The sequence below is a fragment of the Echinicola strongylocentroti genome (genome assembly GCF_003260975.1).
Lineage (GTDB): Bacteria > Bacteroidota > Bacteroidia > Cytophagales > Cyclobacteriaceae > Echinicola > Echinicola strongylocentroti.
Map to the genome: position 1 here is coordinate 5,164,975 of NZ_CP030041.1, position 18,347 is coordinate 5,183,321.

Sequence of the window (18,347 nt, forward strand, 5' to 3'; positions counted from 1 at the left end):
CAATGACATGAAAAAAGTAATTTTTGCATTTATCGCAGTTTCATTATTTGTATGGGATGCCAATGCGCAGAGAAGAACACCTGCCAGTGCACAGAACAGTAGTTTTGGTATCCGGGGCGGTGCGAACTTCTTCAATTGGGGAGGTGATGACGGCTCCAATAACGATTATACCAACAGGGCTGGCTTTCACGCCGGGATTTATGGTAACATGTTTGTGACCGATAATTTCGCCATTGAGCCAGGGGTGTATTATTCACAGAAAGGTACCACAGCAGATAATTTTGCAGAGTCCAGGGCTGTTTTACAGTACATCGATGTGCCGATCCTTTTGAGATTCTACGCCAGTGATGGGTTTAATATCTTTGCTGGTCCCCAAGGGTCTATTTTGACCAAGGCAACTTATGAGGGAGATGCATTCGGTAACACCTTTGAATTTGAGACGGACGATGTCAATGACCTGGATGCAGGTCTGGTATTCGGTGTGGGGTATAACCTGCCCGTGGGCCTTAATGTACAGGGTAGTTATGACTTAGGCCTGACTCCAGTATTCAAAGAGTCTGATGCCAAAATTTACAATAGAGGATTTAAAGTCTCGCTAGGCTATAGTTTCTAACGAAACGCATATGCAAATAAAAGGGGTTTCTGATAAAAAGGAAACCCTTTTTTTTAGTTCAAGTTGAGCTGACTTCAAAGTAATAATTACTAGATTGAAAAAATTTTATAATAAACAATACCTTTTTTAGGTGGTTTTTTACGTTATAGGTTATATTCAAGTGAAGTTCTACCTAACTGTTTTATTTATTAGCATACATTAAACAAAACCAACTCGATTATGAAAACACGCAGTATAATTTTATTCATCGTATTGATGTGCGGCTTCCAGCAGCTTTATGGACAGACAGGAATCAGGGCAGGTTGGAATTATTCTGATATCAAAGGAATAGGGTCTGATGGGAGCTCAGGGTTTCATGCGGGGCTATATCACAAGATCAATTTAGGACTTTTGGCAATAGAGCCAGGGATTCAGTACACTCGTAAAGGATGTAAAGTGGACGATATGGGTTCTACCGGTAAAGAGCGGCTGCACTATTTGGATGTGCCCGTTTTGGTCCGATTAGGTTTTCTGCCACTGTTCAATGTATTCGCAGGGCCCCAAGCTTCAGTTCTACTAGCTAGGAGCTATGAAGGGACCACTGATATGACCTCCTTAGACGGGTTGACCAAGTTTGACATAGGCGGTGTCGTCGGAGTAGGGTTAAACCTTCCTCTGGGCTTTAATATCCAAGGAAGCTACGATTTTGGATTTGTGGACATGAATTATAATGATGTCGACACCAAGAACAGTGTGTTTAAGGTTTCGCTTGGCAAAAGCTTCTGACCGATTATACCAATTTTAGCTATTATGCCCCATCTGTTATAGCGGATGGGTTTTTCTTTTTGTATCTTATTGAGATGGGAGTAGTGAGTAATGAGTCTTGAGACGTGAGACATGAGACATGAGACAAATGTAATGAGACCCTGTTCCGGATTGCATTCCGGAACTACAAATAAAGAGGATTTGTAATCCTCTAATTCAGTTTACGAAGCTAAGACACCATGACTCGAAAGCTGTATCTTTTTACATGCTAAAAGAGTGCTTGGAAAGCCATCAAACATTTAGGGTTTTTGCCTATTTTATCTTGAACTAAGTAACTTTCAAACCAATTAAACCTAATCAAACCATGAAGCGACGACAATTTATCCAACATTCTGCTTTGGCCTCGGCTGCCTTGAGTTTTCCTAATATTTCCTTTGGACAAAAAAAGGACAAGCTTGGAGTGGCGTTGGTGGGACTTGGGGGATATAGCACGGGTCAGTTAGCACCGGCACTTCAGATGACGTCCCATTGCTATCTGGCAGGTATCGTGACAGGTACCCCGTCCAAAGCTGAAAAGTGGCAGGAGCAATACGGTATTCCGGATAAAAACATTTACAATTACGAGAACTTCGAAACCATAGCTGACAATCCTGATATTGATGTGATCTATGTCGTTCTCCCTAACAGCATGCATACCGAATATGCGATCAAAGCCGCAGAGGCAGGCAAGCATGTCTGGTGCGAAAAACCCATGGCCAAGACTGTTAAGGAGTGTCAACAGATCATCGATGCCTGTAATAAAAACCACGCCAAGCTCTCGATAGGCTACCGGATGCAGCACGAGCCCAATACCCAGCAATTTCGGGAATTTGTAAAAACCCAAAAATATGGCGAGCTGAAGATGCTGGAAGCGGTAGCAGGCTTTTATATGAACAGCAGTGGGATTTGGCGATTGGACAAGGAAATGGGCGGTGGAGCGATGTATGACATGGGCGTCTATCCGATCAATGGCGTTCGCTACATCAGTGGACAGGAACCGATTTCTGTCATGGCCTATGAGAGTGTCATGCGTCCGGAGAAGTTTGATGAGGTGGACGAAACCATGAACTATATGCTCGAATTCCCAAATGGTTTGATGGCCAATTGTGCCACGAGTTTTGGGATGAACATGGGGCGGTTGACGGTGACCTGTCGCAGCGGTAATTTCAGATTGGAGCCCTTTCAGTCCTACAGTGGTATCAAGGGCTTTGCCAGTGACGGTACACAATTTACCAATCAAGTGAAAAGCCAGCAGGCGGTGCAGATGGATGATGATGCGCTGGCCATATTACAGGACAAGCCTGTGATGGTGCCTGGAGAGGAAGGTCTTCGAGATGTGATGGTGGTAGAAGCTGCTTTTAAATCTGCCAGAGAAGGCGTGCGGGTACCTATTGGGTAAGACTGTATAGAGGGCCATAAGTATTAATGCCCCCTTTTTATCAACTGCCTTTTTGTATGGCCTGAATTTGTTCAGCCTCATACCGCGGAGTCCCGCCCTTCTGTGTAGCCACCAAAGCACCGAGCGCACAGGCAAAATCAAGGATTTCGGCCGGTTGTTTTCCTTGGAGGAATTGGTAGATGAAGCCACTGAGAAAGGCATCTCCCGAACCCACCGTGTCTTCTACTGCCACCTTATACCCAGCATGATGGTGCATATCATGGCCGTCAAAGATCATGGCACCATATGCTCCTTTGGTGATGCATACCATCTTGAGGTCAAATGTCTTGGTGAGTAGTTCGATGCTGGCCTTTTCACCCTTTGGCAAACCAAAGCTTTCAGTAAGAATTTCCAATTCATCATCATTGATCTTGAGCACTTCAGCCTTATTGAGAAGCTGCTGGAGGAGGTCTGTGGTATAATGCGGTGCCCGAATGTTGATGTCCAGTACTTTTAGTGTGTTGGTTTTTAGTAATTTGAAAAGGGTATTGCGGCTTTGTTCACTTCTGGCCGCAAGACTGCCAAATACAAATACATCAGCTTCGCTCACCTTTTGCTGCATCTTTTCATTCCACTCCATAAAGTCCCAAGCTACTGGCTGGACGATTTCATATTTGATGTTCTCTTTGTCGGAGTTGTCCACCACTACGCGACTGGTCTCATGAGCGTTGTCTTCTTGAATAAATGTGCCGTCAAGCCCATTTTTTGCTACAAATGACAACAAATCCGCCCCAAGTTGGTCATGGCCTGTTTTGGAGATAAAAGTGGTTTCGATTCCCAGGTGCTGAATGTGTAAGGCGACGTTCATGGGAGCACCGCCGGGCAGGTTTTTGTCAGGGAAGCAATCCCAAAGCATTTCACCGAAGATTACTGCTTTTTTGTTCATGTTGTTGGATGTTATATTGACTTTTTCTAGGTGCCTACAAGTCTGAAGACTTGGGGAGGTTGCGGTCGCAGTCTCCAGACTGCGACCAATAGGTGTCCAATAAATACTAGGCCAAGTACGAAGTACTTCCGAAATATTATGCTACTTTGATGACTAATTTTTTCCTGATGCGAGGTCCTGTTGGATTTCTTCCAATGACCTTCCTTTGGTTTCTGGCATTTTGGTCATTACCCAGATCAGCTGTAAGCCCATCATGACCGCAAAGAACCCAAAGATGCTTACAGCACCGAAGGCATTGGCGAAGAAAGGGAAAACATTGGCGATGACAGCTGCCAAGATCCAATGGGTAAAGCAGCCGATGGATTGTCCATAGGCGCGGGTTTCGTTGGGGAAGACTTCCGAAATGAAGACCCAGATCACACTTCCCTGTCCTACGGCATGGGAGGCAATGAAAATGAAGACAAAAATCGGCAAGAACGATGTGCTAATGATCCCTCCCGAGAAGGAATAGGCAATGAGCAACAGGGAAATAATATACCCTATGGAGCCTATAAGCATCAGTTTTTTTCTTCCGATCCTATCAATAAGGTATAGGCCAATCAAAGTGGCGACCATATTAACGGCTCCTATGCCAATGGTAGAAAGCAAGGCACTTTCTTCGTCGATTCCTGCCATTTCGAATACTCTTGGCGCAAAATAAATGATGGCATTGATCCCCGACAATTGGTTGAACATGGCAATCAACACGGCCAGCATGGTGGTTTTGAGATGACTGCTCTTGAAGAGTACCGCAAATCCGATTGTTGATTTTTCACGGTTGCGTTCTTCTATGGCCAGACGGATGGCTTCATCCACCCCTTCAGGGTCTGTCCTGGTGAGGATGGCAGTAGCCTCTTCCACGTTATTTTGGTGTGCGATGAGCCAGCGGGGGCTTTTAGGTACCTTGATGGAAAGTACCGTGTAGACCAAGGCTGGAATGGCCTCCATGCCCATCATCCAGCGCCAGCTTTCGTTCAGATCGGCTATCCCGATCAGGTAATTTGAGAAATAAGCCATCAGGATCCCAAAGACAATGTTGAATTGATACAGCGCCACCAGCACTCCACGGTTTTTGGCAGGAGCGATCTCACTGATGTACATCGGGGCCACCACTGAAGAGGCACCCACACCCAATCCTCCTATAAACCTAAAAAACATAAAGCTGAAGACTTCCGGGGCAAGGGCAGAGCCCAGTGCGGAAACAAAGTACAGCACGCCAATCCACAGCAGGGAAGTCTTCCTCCCGAATTTATCAGCCGGAATACCACCAAACAAGGCACCAATGACCGTCCCGTAGAGGGCGATGGCGACGGCCATGCCATGTGTCCAGTCACTGAGTTGCCATTTTTCCTGGATAAATCGTTCTGCACCGGAGATGACCGCCGTGTCAAATCCAAACAAGAAACCTCCCAATGCGGCGACAATGGAAAGAAAGATTACGTACTTTTTACTATTCATTATTGGTTTATTTTAGGCTAGCCTTAAGGCTTATTTTTTACCTGATCAACGCCCTCTTCTGGGGTTTTGAAGTCAGACGTTACTCAATATAATCGCTAAAGCTAGCCAGAAGTATGAGGATTTGAAACAATTTATAATGGCTTTGTTTCAATGGTCCCAAATTGACGCTAAATAATGCACTTTTGCATTCTCATTAAAACCCTCAAAGTCCAGTTTTAAATAAGGAGCGTTGGGGAAAATGATTTCGGTCATTACCAACTCTCCGTCATTGATAAAAAACTCCAAAGATGAGCGGTCAGCAAAGACGCGGAGACTTTTTATGTCCACACCAGAAAGGGGAGCGGTGTGGAGGTTCCCGAAACCTGCTTCAAAATCAGTTTTCCCAGAGCTACTACGGTCAAAAGCCAACTGATCACCGTCTATTTTAAAGACAACTTTTTCACCTAGCTCATTGCTAAGTGTAAGGCTTGCCTTTTCGTGATTTGCTTTTGTCAGTTCCAGTTCAAATAAAGGCGCTTTCAATTGATGTGTTGGGCCTTGAATAGACTCGGAAGAACTGCGGAGACCCTTTGTCTCACGGATTGGGCGCGAAGCCAACCTGTCATCTCCCTCCACTGAAACCAACTCCAATTCCCGTGGCAGCGTCATGGCCGATCTCCAAGCAGTGGTGGGCACGATAGTAGCATATTGCCAATTGCTCATCCAGCCAATAAACAGCCTTCTGCCATCTTCTTTGGGGATATTTGACCAAGTGACTCCGGCATAATCGTCAGCTCCATAATCGATCCATTTGACTTTCTGGCCTTCTGTGGTAAACTGCTGGCCGTCAAAATTACCCGTGAAGTATTGGGTGGCTGATCCTCCGTTAGGTCCCCCGGGATTGATGCTGACCAAGAGCACCCATTTTTCCTCTCCATTTGACGCCTCCAGTGGAAAGAGGTCCGGACATTCCCATACGCCCCCATAAGCCGCCCACTCGGGATTAAAATCACTTTCATGCGTCCAGTCAATCAGGTTTGGAGAAGAATAAAAGCTGATTTTGTCCTTTACGGCTAAAGTCATGATCCACTTCCCTTTGCCATTTCCTTGGTCGTACCAGCTTACTTTTGGATCTCTAAAATCCGGTATTCCAGGGCTCTTCAGTACGGGGTTGTCACTGTACTTGGTCCATGATCGTCCTTTGTCATTGCTGAAGGCGATACCTTGACTTTGCCCGTCTTTGTCATGATGATAGGTGTAAATGGCCACCATCGGATCCTTGCCGTTTTCTCCCAACCCTGTGGTGTTACCATGGTCTATGACGGCACTTCCTGAGAAAATATACCCAAGGCTGTCTGGATAGAGTGCTATAGGCAAATGCTCCCAGTGAAGGAGGTCTTTCGAAACAGCGTGGCCCCAGTGCATCGGTCCCCAGACATTGCTGTCAGGATAATGCTGGTAGAATAAGTGATATTCACCATCAAGGTACACCATGCCGTTGGGATCATTCATCCACTGCTGAGGAGGGGAGAAGTGATATTGGGGGCGAAACTGCTCATCAAAGGACTTTTCATCCTTTTTCTCTTGCTCGCTAGTGTTTGGCGAGCAAGAGAAAATGCTCGCCAAAACTAGGATAGGTAGTATAGGTTTGATCAGATTGTTCATTATATCGTAGATTATTAAAAGGTGTTTTGAATTTATTCCCAAATGGATGCTGCTTTAAACACCTCCAGGTTTTTGATGGTGATGTTATTTCCCCAAAAATGGAAGCCTTCTTCATTGCTTTCCTCTGGAGTTCTTGGCATGACCAAGGTAAAGGCTCCTTCATCGACAAATACTTCGATGCTGGTCTTATCGATGTAGATATCAGCGGTGATTTCCATGCTGGTCGGATCATCGGGAGAATAGAAAGCATCATTCAGTTTGTTGAAGTTAAGGTCATAATCAATGATGTGTTGACCAAAGAGGTTGAGCCCAGCACTGGTGGCATGGGAGAGTTGGATGCGGGTCTTGATTCTTAATGTCCCTTTTTCCGCGTATTCTTCTAAGGCTTCATTGGCTTCTTCGGTACTTAGGTTGCTCCATCGGTTGACTGAGGTGAAGAGTTGTTCGGTTTCTTTTACAGGTTGGTTAAAGAGCCTCGGGCCGTCGTTGGTATTGCGGAGGTGAAATTCCGTAGGGAGCATCATCATCCCTTTAAAGGGCATACCGGGATGGCTGATCTGGCCCCATCCCATTTGGATTCTTCGTCCATCCTTGACATTCGTAAAGGTCTGGGCGGCGTATACGGGACCGGATACATAGCGATATTTTCCAGCAGTGGGAGTAAAGGCCTTGCCGTCAAATTCACCTAGCATATAGGTTCCTGATGCACCGTACATCACCCATTTGGTGTGCTCAGGATCTCCGTCCACGGGTAGTTCGAAGAGCTCTGGGCATTCCCAAAAACCGGTGGTATGGCTTTGGTATTCCCAATTTTTAAGGTCCTGCGAAATATAGATCGAATGCCCATCCCGTTCATTGAGTACCATTACCCAGTGATCACTAGGTTCATACCAAAATACTTTGGGATCCCTAGTGTCCACACTGTTCCATTTTTCTTTAGAGTCGATGACCGGATTGCCTTGATATTTGGTAAAGGTCCGTCCCTTGTCCAAGCTATAAGCGATGCCTTGGGTTTGTCTTTCGGGGCTTGCAGCAGTGTAAGCGGCCACCAGGGCAGGTGTATCTCCTTCGTTCCAGCCTGCGGTATTTTGATAGTCGATGACGGCTGAGCCCGAAAACATGGTTCCTAGCTCATCAGGGTAGAGGGCATCTGGCAGTTCTTTCCAGTGGATCAGGTCATGGCTGACAGCATGGCCCCAGTGCATGTTTTCCCATTCCCTTTCGTAGGGATTGTGCTGGTAAAATAGGTGATATTCTCCATTATGATAAAGTAGCCCATTGGGGTCATTGATCCATCCACGGCGGGTGGTAAAGTGAAACTGTGGTCTGTTGTGTTCTTGATAAAGGCTATCTGCACCAGCGATTTCATTGTCTTGGTAGATTTGGGACAGTGCCGCTTGATCTCCCTCGTAGCTGATGGTAAGGGTTTTTCCTTTTAGGTTGGAAACATCCTTAAAGACCCAATAGTCGGGTTCTCCGGCAGTAAGTCTGATGACGATATTCAGTTCTGGCTGACCTTCACTTCGGAACGTCATTTTATGCCGTACTTCGTGCTGGGAAACAGGGAAGTTAAGGTACCTTTTGGTGATTTTCAGTTCTATTTCGCTGGCCAAAGCAGTGAAATGGCACATTAGCAGTATAGGTATTGCTAACAGGATATTTTGAGTGTGTTTATTCATCTAGCGATGGGTCTTTGGATTATTGATTCCTTAGGTTTCCGAATTTGATTATATGCTTTCTAGCCAGTAGATTTTTCTTTTCACAGCACAGCCAGAATGAAATAAGGCTTTTCTGGGATTTTCGTGGTTTCTGTGAGCACCTATTTACTATTTCTGTTATTGCTGGTGTCATTGCGGATATACATATCTGCGAAATATAGGGTGATTCAAACATTGCAAAACTTTTCCATATTCCGAAATTCATGACTCATTAATTGATATATCGGTTTAGCAGCTCCTGTTGTGAGGGGGGTAAATGCTGTGAGGAACTGGTTTTGTTCCCCACAGCATAGGCTTAACCCGTGATTAATAACCAGGGTTTTGCTTATATATCCCACCTGTAAAATCTATCTCACGTTGCGGAATAGGATAATATTCATCCCTGCCAGATGTAAAGGCTGCGTTGGAAAGAAAATCTCTTTTCGTTTTCTCTTCATCCAAGTAAGCGCTGAGCACCTCGGAAGCTTCGCCCCATCTCACCAAATCAAAGAAACGGTGACCTTCCATGGCGAATTCCAGCCTTCGTTCAAATTTCAGTGCTTTCCAAGCGTATGTTTTACTTGGAAAGGAGGTGTATTGGCCGATGTGGTAAATATCACTGGCACCGGCATCAAGCGGTCTTTGGGTGCTGGCAGCAGCACGGGACCTTACTTCATTGATGATGGGAAGCGCTTCATCCCATCTGTCAAGCTGGATCAGCGCCTCTGCTTTCCACAGCAAGACATCGGCATAACGAATGAAGTCGACATTTTTGGATGTGCCGATGAATGGTCCTTCTTTTTTGTAGCAAGAACAATCAGGCGCCTGTTGTTCTTTCATGTTGCCAAAGTAGCCATAGACACCCGGATCTCGTGCCCAACTAAAATTATACACCATATCCCCTGATTTGTTGACAGTATTGCGGTATTTGAACGGTCTTCCTGGAATCCCCACCGTATGATCAAGCCGTGGATCTACCGTCATTCCTTCGGAAGGAGGAGTGGTGCCATCTGGAAGGACAGTAGTGAAGATATCCGTTTCGTTAAAGCTGTCCAGCATCGGGAGTCCGTTATCATCGGTTTGGAAAGCATTGACCATGTTTTGGCTGGCCAGATGGAAGCCGCAGCAGCCGTATAGCACATTTCCATGGGGAGAATTAAGGCCTGTAACATAGCTTAAGCGACCCACTGTAGTCCCATCATTGATGGAGAACTGTACCGCCCAGATAGATTCCGGTCCATTATCAAATCCATCCAGAAAGTTATTGCCAAAATCATCCTCTAAAACGCCAGTCACTTCATCGGCATACTGGATGACTTCTTCCAAGCGTTCACGATTGATGTTGATGACCTCATGCTGATCGTTCTGTTCATATGCTTGGTACAGTCTTACTTTTGCCAGATAGGCTGCTGCCGCATTTTTGTCGGCCCGTCCCACCTCATCTTGGGAAGGGGGGAGGTTTTCATAGGCAAATAGAAAGTCATCTGCGATCTTGTTCCAGAGTACTTCATCAGAGGCATCATTACTTACCAAGGCAATTTCCTCTTGTGTGAGGTCTTCTGTGATATAGGGGATTTTGTTAAAGAGCGTTTTCAGGATAAAATGCGAATGAGCCCTGAGAAATCGCAATTCAGCTTGTCTGGTGGTCTTCATGGAATAGTCTGTCTCAGGAATGTCCTCAATGACCTGTAGGGCAAAATTAGCCCTGGAAATGGCTTTGTAAAAGTCTGTCCAGGTTCTTGGAGCCATGGCATCACCCTGATCAGGAATGGTCAGGTTATACTGTTCGTAGCGATCGATTTCGGCCACGTCACCACGTCCTCCACCGCCTTTGTACGCATCATCAGATCGGACGCTTCCATATACCCACATGGAAGTCAAAGGACCTATCATTTCGTCATTTCCAATGCCGGCATAGGCGGCAATGACCAAGCCTTCGGCATTTTCGGGTGAGGAAACATTTTCACTTGATAGTACCCCTTCTGGTTCGTATTCAAGAAATTCATCGGAGCAAGCACTGATGCTTAATCCCAATAGTGCTGAAGCAATGTATATTTTATAGTTTTTCATGAGTTCCTAATATTAGAAGTTTACATTAAGTCCCAGTGTGAAGGTAGTGGGCACTGGGATGCGATTGACATCGGTACGCTCAGGATCGGATCCGATATAATCTTTCGGGGTAAACCAGAATAGGTTTTCACCTTGGAAATACAATCTTAAGCGGGACATACCTGCCCATTGGCTGATCATTTCCTCAGGGAAAGAGTAGCCAAGCTGAAGGTTCCTGATTTTGAAATAGGCATTCTTTCTGAATAGATAATCGGAAGTTCTGGTGTCGTTAAATGCCAAGGAAAGTGAAGGAATCGAAGAACCTGAATTCTCTGGAGTCCATGCATCCAGCACGCCCAAACCTGCATTTTCACGCCCTTGGACGAAGTTGTTCCAGAAGATGTACGGGTCTTGCCCTATTCTACCAGCTACACCAGAGCCAAAAATAGAAAAGTCAAAATTTTTGTACTTGACGTCTATACCAATTCCGTATTCGAGATCGGGTAATGTCGTTCCGATGAAATCCCGGTCGTCCGAATCGATCACGCCATCATTGTTGATGTCCTTGAATTTAAGCCCTCCTGGCCGTGCACCATCCTGATCGGGGCTGTTGTCGACATCCTCTTGGCTTTGGAAAAGACCGTCGGTCTGGTAGCCAAAAATAGAAAACTGTGAGTGGCCAAGGATGGAGTTGTTTATTGTGCCGGGAAAGGCAGTTCGTACCTCTTCGGGCAGATAGGTGATTTCATCTTTGAAAGCACCAAAATTGGTGTTTACGGATAAGGTGAAATCACTGTTGAAGTCTTTTGCCCAGTTCAAGGCAAGTTCCCAACCATTAGTGGCAGTAGAAGCGCCATTGAGCACCCTTTGCTGTCCTTCTCCAATCACCGACGCAATGGGCGGAGTGGTGAGGATGTCTGTTGTCTTACGGTTAAAATAATCGAATGAACCGTTGATGGCATAATTAAACAGGCTGAAGTCGACCCCGACGTTCCATTCCTGTGTGGTTTCCCATTTGAGGTCGGGGTTTTCGGCTTGGATGGAGACAAAACCCGAAGGCAGTGTTCCCGAATCATTGCCATTGATATCATAGGCCGTACCGACATTATAGTATGTTTCAAAAAAGCCACCGCCATATTGCGCTTGGTTCGGGCCATAGCGCGATTCATAAAGCCCAAAGCGCGCCAAGTCACCAATCTCTTGGTTGCCTACTTCACCGTATCCAAGCCGGAGTTTTAGGTCAGAGATAACTTGGCTGTTTTTCATAAAGGCCTCATTACTGATTCTCCACCCAACGGTCGCAGCCGGAAATATCCCGTAACGGTTGTTTTTACCGAAGCGTGAGGAGCCGTCTCTTCTTAAGGTAAACGAAGCTAGGTACCTATCCGAAAAGGCATAGTTGATTTTTCCAAACTGGGAAAGTAATCGACTGCCGGTGGCGGAGCCACTGTTGGTACGGGCTCCAGAAGCGGCGTTCAGGACAAAGTAGGATTCGGATTCTACCGCGAAACCATCCGCTTGGGATAGAATACTGTTAAAATCATCTTTGATCGATTCTACACCCAGCAGTACATCCAACCGGTGATCGCCCATGGTCAACTTGTAGTTAAGGGTATTGGAAAATACCAAGCTGGTGAATTTATTGGTATCCCAAATCAGCCGGTTATTGTTACGGTTAACAAATCCATTACTCACTTTTGGTTCGATATCCTTGCGCTGATAATCACTGAGGTCAAGGCCAAGGCTGGTCTTAAATGTAAGGTTTTCCAAGATGGACCATTCTGCAAAGACATTTCCGTAAAAGTTGTTTTTACGCGTATTGTCCCATCGATTGAGGTATTGCATCAGTACAGGGTTATTCCTATCGGAGTATCCTGATCCAAGTGGCCCGGCAAAGTTGCCATTGGCATCGTATACCGGTATGGTAGGAGCCAAGGTTATGGCCAGCCCTGGGGTAGGGGCGCCGCCTACGTCCATGGCAGCGAGCAATTCATTGGAAGAAGAGAACTGGGTGTTTATCCCAAATCTCACCTTGTCGTTAAATAACCACGTATTGGCATTTAGGCGTGCAGTATACCGCTCAAAATCGGTGTGCTTGAGCATTCCCGTATTTTTGTAATATCCCAAATTGACCATTAAGGATGATTTTTCTGAATTGGTGGTAACCGTCAGCTCGTTATTGAAGGCGTATCCTGTTTCGTATGTTTCATCCTGCCAATCGGTGTCCCCAGCCGGTATGGATTCATCGCCGCCCACAAAGGGCTGCACGGTTACACTGTTCAGCACGGGATTGTCAAAATCCCCATTCCAATCAAAATCATAGATTTCTCCATAGCCACTGGCAGGATCTGCACCGTCATTGACAGATGCTCTCCAAATGGCCTCTCCCCGTTGCTGTGCATTCAGCATGTCGTAGCGTTGTTGTTTTTCGGAAAGAACAGAGAAGGTAGAGTTAAAGCTTACGCCCAGTTTATCTCCTCCAAGGGTCTTGTTTTTGGTGGTGACCAGGATGACGCCATTGGCTGCCCTAGAACCATAAATAGAAGAAGCGGAAGCATCCTTGAGCACTTGAATGGACTCAATTGCGTCAGGACTTAGGCTGGCAAAGACCTCAGGACGTTTGGTGGGAACACCATCAATCACATACAGCGGATCATTATTGCCCAGCGTGGAGACCCCGCGAATCAACACCCTGCTGCTGGCACCGGAAGGATCCCCTGATTTTTCTACATATAGGCCTGGCACTCTTCCTTGTAAGGCCTGCATAGGGTTGCCGTTGCTCATGCTCTGCCCTTCTATGGGAGTCAGGTCTACAGCGACGATGGCTCCGGTCATATCTGATTTTTTCTGGGAGCTGTACCCGACCACGACCACTTCATCCAAGTTGGACACGTCCTGACCAAGCACGACATCGATAGTGCTTCGATTTCCAACAGTTTCTTTGGCTGTTTGATAGCCAATAAAGGAAAATAACAATACATCTTCTGTAGTTGCAGAAATGCTGTATTTTCCGTCCAGATCCGTGACGGTACCTGTTCCTGTGCCTTGCACCTGTACGGTGACGCCCGGAAGTGGGTCACCACTCGCGTTGTCTGTTACGGTGCCTGAGATTTCACTGTTTTGGGCCCAGCTGGGTAAGACCAGTAAAACCATGAATAGGAAATTTAATATGCTTGTTTTCATAAGGTAAATGGGTTTGTCATGTTATTGTTTGAATGTTTAGAAAGTTGTAATGTGATAAGGTAAAGCAGGATGAAATCACACTGTCCTGCCCATTCCGGTCTTTCACCTTCCGTTTTTTGTCTTGATACTTGTGTCTTAATTCATGGCTTAATAGGTTGTTTTTTTTTGTGTAATTGATTTTGAAGATTTTCTAACTCCACTCCTTTGGTCTCCGGCATGATAAACCAGACAAATCCCAGTTGCAGGGTCATCATGCCCAAGAAAACAAGGAAGATTTGGGAAGGTGCTAGGTTATCGATCAATACTGCTCCAAAGAGTGTGATCATGGCAGCAGCTCCCCAGTGAACTCCCGCACCGAAGGATTGACCCATCGCTCGGACTTTGTTGGGGAAGATTTCTGAGATAAATACCCATATTACCGCCCCTTGTCCTATACCATGCGCTGCAATGAAGATGAGGATACTTGTCAGTATGAATAGGGGAGAAGTGTTATCATAAAAACCGTAACTGATCAGGCCTAAACTGATGATATAGCCGATGGATCCGATGAGCATCAATTGCTTCCTGCCGGTCTTGTCGATTAGGTACATCCCGATCAAGGTGAATACTAAATTGGTGCATCCAATGAATACAGCGCCCAACAGTGAGGAAGAAGTTACAAAACCTGCCTTTTCCATGATCTCGGGAGCATAATAAAGGATAAAGTTGATGCCGCTGAGTTGGTTGAATACCGCGATGATGCCAGCAAGCAGCAGCGGGAGTCTGTTTTTGGCAGAGAAGAGTTTCATTTTTTTTGATCGCAGTGAATCACGCTTAATGGACAATAGTAGCGGGTCGATATTGCCCGTAGTGATCTTTTTAAGGACCTTTATTGCAGCAGGTTCATCCTTTCGCTTTAAGATCAACCACCGAGGGCTTTCAGGAATATCCAGGATAAAGGCCAGGTAGATGATTGCCGGTATTATTTCTGCGGCCAGCATCCAGCGCCAGTCATTGTGGCCTCCTACTCCTTGAAGCAAGTAGTTTGAAATGTAGGCTACCAAAATCCCTGTGACAATATTGATTTGGTAAAGCCCCACTTGGCGGCCTCTTTTATAGGCTTGGGAGATCTCCGACACATAAGTGGGGGCTGCGATGGAACTGGCCCCAATGGCCATTCCTCCAACAAAGCGGTAGAAAGAAAACACATAGGGATCTGTCGCCAATGCTGTGCCTACAGCGGAAACCAAAAACAGTACTCCAATCCAAAACAGGGTGTTTTTCCGACCTAAAAAGTGGCAAGGGATTCCTCCCAACAATGCGCCGATCACCGTGCCCCAAAGGGCCACGGACATGATGTAAAAGCCATGGAACCAATCAGAAGTTTGCCAAAGTGCCTTAAGTGGTAGATTGGCACCAGATATTACGACGGTATCAAAACCGAATAGAAATCCGGTGAGGGATACAATAAATGCGTAATAGGTGGTCAAATTCTTCACGTTTTTTGGGTTTTATTGTTGATAATAGCGCAAGGCAACTCTAGTGAATACCTGAAGATGGCCATGAACTATTGATCTCAATCTAGGTGCGATGAGGGGAAATAATTTTTAATCCTGTACCAAAATTTTATAATTTCAGATGACAGGCTAAAAGGGGAGGAGAAAGTAGCTTGGAAGTGTTTGTGAGCCTTATTTTGAAGAAACTATAGGGATGAGGTTATTTCAATATTGTCTCAAATTTTTAAAATTGTACCATTTTTTTGAAAAGGAATGGACTAGCCCTTTTTGCATTGGTCTCTAAACTCGGAAGGAGTACTTCCGAAATAACTTTTAAAAGCAGTCGAAAAATAAGCGGAAGTGGAGAAGCCTACCTGAAAGGCGATATCAGCAATGGGGGCGTCATTTTCAGCCAATAAGCGTTTGGCTTTTTTCATGCGTACTCTGTTGATATAATCATTTACACTATATCCTAGCATGGTTTTCACTTTTCGGTAGAGTTGTCCGCGTGAAAGCCCTATTTCTTCACATATAGTGTTTACCCCAAACTGAGGGTTGCTGAGATGCTGCTCAATGATTGCATTGAACGAGTTGATGAACTTTTTATCAGTAGCGATTCCTGGGGTTTTGGATTTTTCTATGGGAAGTTCATGGAGGTAATGTTCTCTTAATTTTTGCCGATTGGCCAGTAACATTTTGATTCGCTCAAGCAGCAATGTAAAACTGAAAGGTTTGGAGATATAGTCATCCACACCAAGTTTGATTCCTTCAATTCGCTCCTCCAAACCACTTTTTGCGGTAATGACAATAATAGGAATATGGGATGTCCTGACATCATCCTTGAGCTTTTTGATAATGTCAAAACCATTTCCTTGTTTTAGCATCAGGTCGCAAGTGATCAGGTCAGGAAGCTTGTCAAGCGCCTTGGCAATACCAACTTCAAAATTCTCTGCCTCCAGGATATTATAATGAGCAGAGAGTTGCTGGCAAAGGTACTGCCTTATCTGCTGATCGTCTTCAATGATCAGCAGTGTCTGCTCCTTGTCTTCCTTCGTACCGCGGGACACGTGGGGAGCGACCTCTTCCAATAGGCCAATGCTTTCTTCGGAGAAATACTGGGTAGCGGTGCCTTTTAGTATTTCCGCTTCGTTGAAATGAGCCTTCCCCATTTGTAAGGTCACCTCAAAGGAAGTGCCTATGCCGGGTGTGCTTTCTAGGTGGATCTCACCATGGTGCAGTTCGATAAGCTCTTTTGATAGTGCCAAACCAATACCGCTTCCCGTGGCAGAATAAGTTTCCCCTTGATAAAAACGATCAAAAACATGGCTGGCATCTTCCTGGGACATGCCAGTGCCTGTGTCCTCTACACGGATGCACACGCTATTGGAAAGAGGTTTTTCGGTAACTTTTACGATAACACTACCATGATCGGGAGTGAACTTGAAGGCATTTGAAAGGAGGTTAAACATTACTTTGTCCAGCATCATAGGGTCATACCAAACCTTTAAGGTGCGGTTATCTGCCAATAGCCTAAGTGTGATTCCTTGGTTTTGGGCAGTTTTATCGAAGGAATTTATAATGTCTTCCAGAAATGGAATGAGTTCCTGCTCCACGGCTTTTACCTTCATCTTGGCATGGTCTATTTTTCGCAAGTCCATAAGCTGGTTTACCAGTCGTAGTAGGCGCATGGTGTTTTTACGGATGAGCAAAAGATCAGGCTTAAACGGTGCGGTATCTTTATTGGCCAAGAGGTCTTCCACAGGGGCCTGTATCAGGGTAAGTGGTGTGCGGAATTCATGGGAGATATTGGTAAAAAAGTCAAACTTTTGTTGCGTAGCTTCTTCTGCTTTTTTGGAGAGGGTGAGCACTTTGTCTTTTTGTTGGAGGATTTCATCGTTTTTGTTTTTCAGCTCTTCGTTGATTTCTTGTTTTTCACGAAGGGATTTAAACACATAAGCGAGTGAAATGATGGCCACAAAAAGCGTAAGACCAAAGCCAAAAAGAAAAGTGCGTTGGTTCCTGTAGATCTCCATCTGCACATCGATGCGTTCCTTTTGCCTGGTGATATTGTTCTGTTGGTCGATGATTTTATCCGTTTGCTGCTTCATGATACGGATATTGGTGGAGTCTACCACAGCAGTCTGGAGGATGTTTTCCTTTACTACTTGCTCGTCAGCGAGGATCTTATGTGCGATTTCAATGGCCACGTCGCCCCCGGTAGGGTAGAGAAAAGTAGCGTCAAGTATACCGTCAGTTACTGCCTGGATGCCTCCGTATGGACCAGGAAGAGCATCCACACCGATAAATTTCTTTTCCTCTATCCCAAGGTTTTTGCATATTTCCTGTGCACCAATGGCCATTACATCATTATGCCCGAAGATCAAGTCAAACTCGGGGAATTCGTCAGATTCGAAATGTTGTTTCAGCCTGTTTTTGGCGGTATCTTTTTCCCATTCACCTTTGATACTCGTAACAATCTCGATGCCTGATCCTTGAAAGCCTTTTGTTAATCCGTTATGCCTTTCTATGGCGGGAGAGCTTCCTTGGAGTCCCCAGATTTCTAAAACCCGTCCTTGACCTTTTAACAGGTTTCTGATGTATTGCCCAGCCGTTTGGCCCACCTCATAATTATCACCGCCTATATAAGCCGTATAGAGGTTAGAACTTGTTTTTCTGTCTATCACGATTACTGGAATGCCGTTCTGAAAGGCCTCTTCTACAATTGGAGTGATAGGCTCAGATTCATTTGGCGAAACGATCAGCAAGTCAATGCCTTCGTCCAAAAACTCCCTGATTTGTCTGATTTGGGTGGCATTGTCCCCTTTGGCATCTTTGATCTCCAGTGTGAGCTCGGGATAGAAACTGAGTTCTCGGTACATTTCTTGGTGCATGGCCCTTCTCCATGCATCGCCGCTTACACACTGGGAAAACCCAATTTTGTAGGTGGTATCATCTTTTTCTGGATTACAGGAAAAGAATGCGGCAACAAGAAGCATAACTACCCAAAGCTGGATTTTCATAGGATGAGTTTGAGGTTATTTCAAGCAGTAAACAAATATGCAAAAAATGACCAACAGGTTTT

General features: G+C 45.4%; 11 protein-coding genes. 3 read left to right on the top strand and 8 right to left on the bottom strand.

What is annotated here, in order from left to right; translation table 11 throughout:
- Positions 1-7 precede the first annotated feature (7 nt).
- The 3 genes from DN752_RS20345 to DN752_RS20355 all read left to right on the top strand — a co-directional run bounded on the left by DN752_RS20345 (position 8) and on the right by DN752_RS20355 (position 2,795).
- Positions 8-613 (top strand): porin family protein, encoded by a 606-nt coding sequence (locus DN752_RS20345; RefSeq protein ID WP_112785673.1) that lies wholly within the window; start codon positions 8-10, stop codon positions 611-613.
- 219 nt (positions 614-832) lie between these two features.
- The gene (locus DN752_RS20350) at positions 833-1,378 is read left to right on the top strand and encodes a porin family protein (RefSeq protein WP_112785674.1); all 546 of its coding nucleotides are present in this window, start codon (positions 833-835) and stop codon (positions 1,376-1,378) included.
- A gap of 343 nt (positions 1,379-1,721) precedes the next feature.
- The gene (locus tag DN752_RS20355) at positions 1,722-2,795 is read left to right on the top strand and encodes a Gfo/Idh/MocA family protein (RefSeq protein WP_112785675.1); all 1,074 of its coding nucleotides are present in this window, start codon (positions 1,722-1,724) and stop codon (positions 2,793-2,795) included.
- Positions 2,796-2,835: 40 nt separating this feature from the next.
- Here the strand turns inward: DN752_RS20355 and DN752_RS20360 are convergent, their stop codons facing one another.
- From DN752_RS20360 to DN752_RS20395, 8 genes are all read right to left on the bottom strand, one after another.
- On the bottom strand, positions 2,836-3,720 hold the full coding sequence (locus DN752_RS20360; RefSeq protein ID WP_112785676.1) for a carbohydrate kinase family protein: 885 nt from the start codon (positions 3,718-3,720) through the stop codon (positions 2,836-2,838).
- Between the two features lie 153 nt (positions 3,721-3,873).
- Positions 3,874-5,217 (bottom strand): sugar porter family MFS transporter, encoded by a 1,344-nt coding sequence (locus tag DN752_RS20365; protein WP_112785677.1) that lies wholly within the window; start codon positions 5,215-5,217, stop codon positions 3,874-3,876.
- A 147-nt stretch (positions 5,218-5,364) separates the two neighbouring features.
- On the bottom strand, positions 5,365-6,861 hold the full coding sequence (locus tag DN752_RS20370; RefSeq protein ID WP_112785678.1) for a glycoside hydrolase family 32 protein: 1,497 nt from the start codon (positions 6,859-6,861) through the stop codon (positions 5,365-5,367).
- Positions 6,862-6,893: 32 nt separating this feature from the next.
- The gene (locus DN752_RS20375) at positions 6,894-8,540 is read right to left on the bottom strand and encodes a glycoside hydrolase family 32 protein (protein WP_112785679.1); all 1,647 of its coding nucleotides are present in this window, start codon (positions 8,538-8,540) and stop codon (positions 6,894-6,896) included.
- Between the two features lie 345 nt (positions 8,541-8,885).
- Positions 8,886-10,628 carry a RagB/SusD family nutrient uptake outer membrane protein gene (locus DN752_RS20380; protein ID WP_112785680.1) on the bottom strand — a complete coding sequence of 581 codons (1,743 nt, stop codon included), beginning with the start codon at positions 10,626-10,628 and terminating at the stop codon, positions 8,886-8,888.
- 12 nt (positions 10,629-10,640) lie between these two features.
- Entirely contained in the window at positions 10,641-13,790 is a 3,150-nt protein-coding gene (locus DN752_RS20385; protein ID WP_170134464.1) for a SusC/RagA family TonB-linked outer membrane protein, read from the bottom strand.
- A 140-nt stretch (positions 13,791-13,930) separates the two neighbouring features.
- Entirely contained in the window at positions 13,931-15,268 is a 1,338-nt protein-coding gene (locus tag DN752_RS20390; protein ID WP_112785682.1) for a sugar porter family MFS transporter, read from the bottom strand.
- A 275-nt stretch (positions 15,269-15,543) separates the two neighbouring features.
- The gene (locus DN752_RS20395; RefSeq protein WP_112785683.1) at positions 15,544-18,285 is read right to left on the bottom strand and encodes a hybrid sensor histidine kinase/response regulator transcription factor; all 2,742 of its coding nucleotides are present in this window, start codon (positions 18,283-18,285) and stop codon (positions 15,544-15,546) included.
- Positions 18,286-18,347 lie beyond the last annotated feature (62 nt).

What these genes read in the sequence shown, in the direction of transcription:
- DN752_RS20345 (WP_112785673.1), top strand. Translation starts at nt 8, where the DNA reads ATGAAAAAAGTAATTTTTGCATTTATCGCAGTTTCATTATTTGTATGG.
- DN752_RS20350 (WP_112785674.1), top strand. Translation starts at nt 833, where the DNA reads ATGAAAACACGCAGTATAATTTTATTCATCGTATTGATGTGCGGCTTC.
- DN752_RS20355 (WP_112785675.1), top strand. Translation starts at nt 1,722, where the DNA reads ATGAAGCGACGACAATTTATCCAACATTCTGCTTTGGCCTCGGCTGCC.
- DN752_RS20360 (WP_112785676.1), bottom strand. Translation starts at nt 3,720, where the DNA reads ATGAACAAAAAAGCAGTAATCTTCGGTGAAATGCTTTGGGATTGCTTC.
- DN752_RS20365 (WP_112785677.1), bottom strand. Translation starts at nt 5,217, where the DNA reads ATGAATAGTAAAAAGTACGTAATCTTTCTTTCCATTGTCGCCGCATTG.
- DN752_RS20370 (WP_112785678.1), bottom strand. Translation starts at nt 6,861, where the DNA reads ATGAACAATCTGATCAAACCTATACTACCTATCCTAGTTTTGGCGAGC.
- DN752_RS20375 (WP_112785679.1), bottom strand. Translation starts at nt 8,540, where the DNA reads ATGAATAAACACACTCAAAATATCCTGTTAGCAATACCTATACTGCTA.
- DN752_RS20380 (WP_112785680.1), bottom strand. Translation starts at nt 10,628, where the DNA reads ATGAAAAACTATAAAATATACATTGCTTCAGCACTATTGGGATTAAGC.
- DN752_RS20385 (WP_170134464.1), bottom strand. Translation starts at nt 13,790, where the DNA reads ATGAAAACAAGCATATTAAATTTCCTATTCATGGTTTTACTGGTCTTA.
- DN752_RS20395 (WP_112785683.1), bottom strand. Translation starts at nt 18,285, where the DNA reads ATGAAAATCCAGCTTTGGGTAGTTATGCTTCTTGTTGCCGCATTCTTT.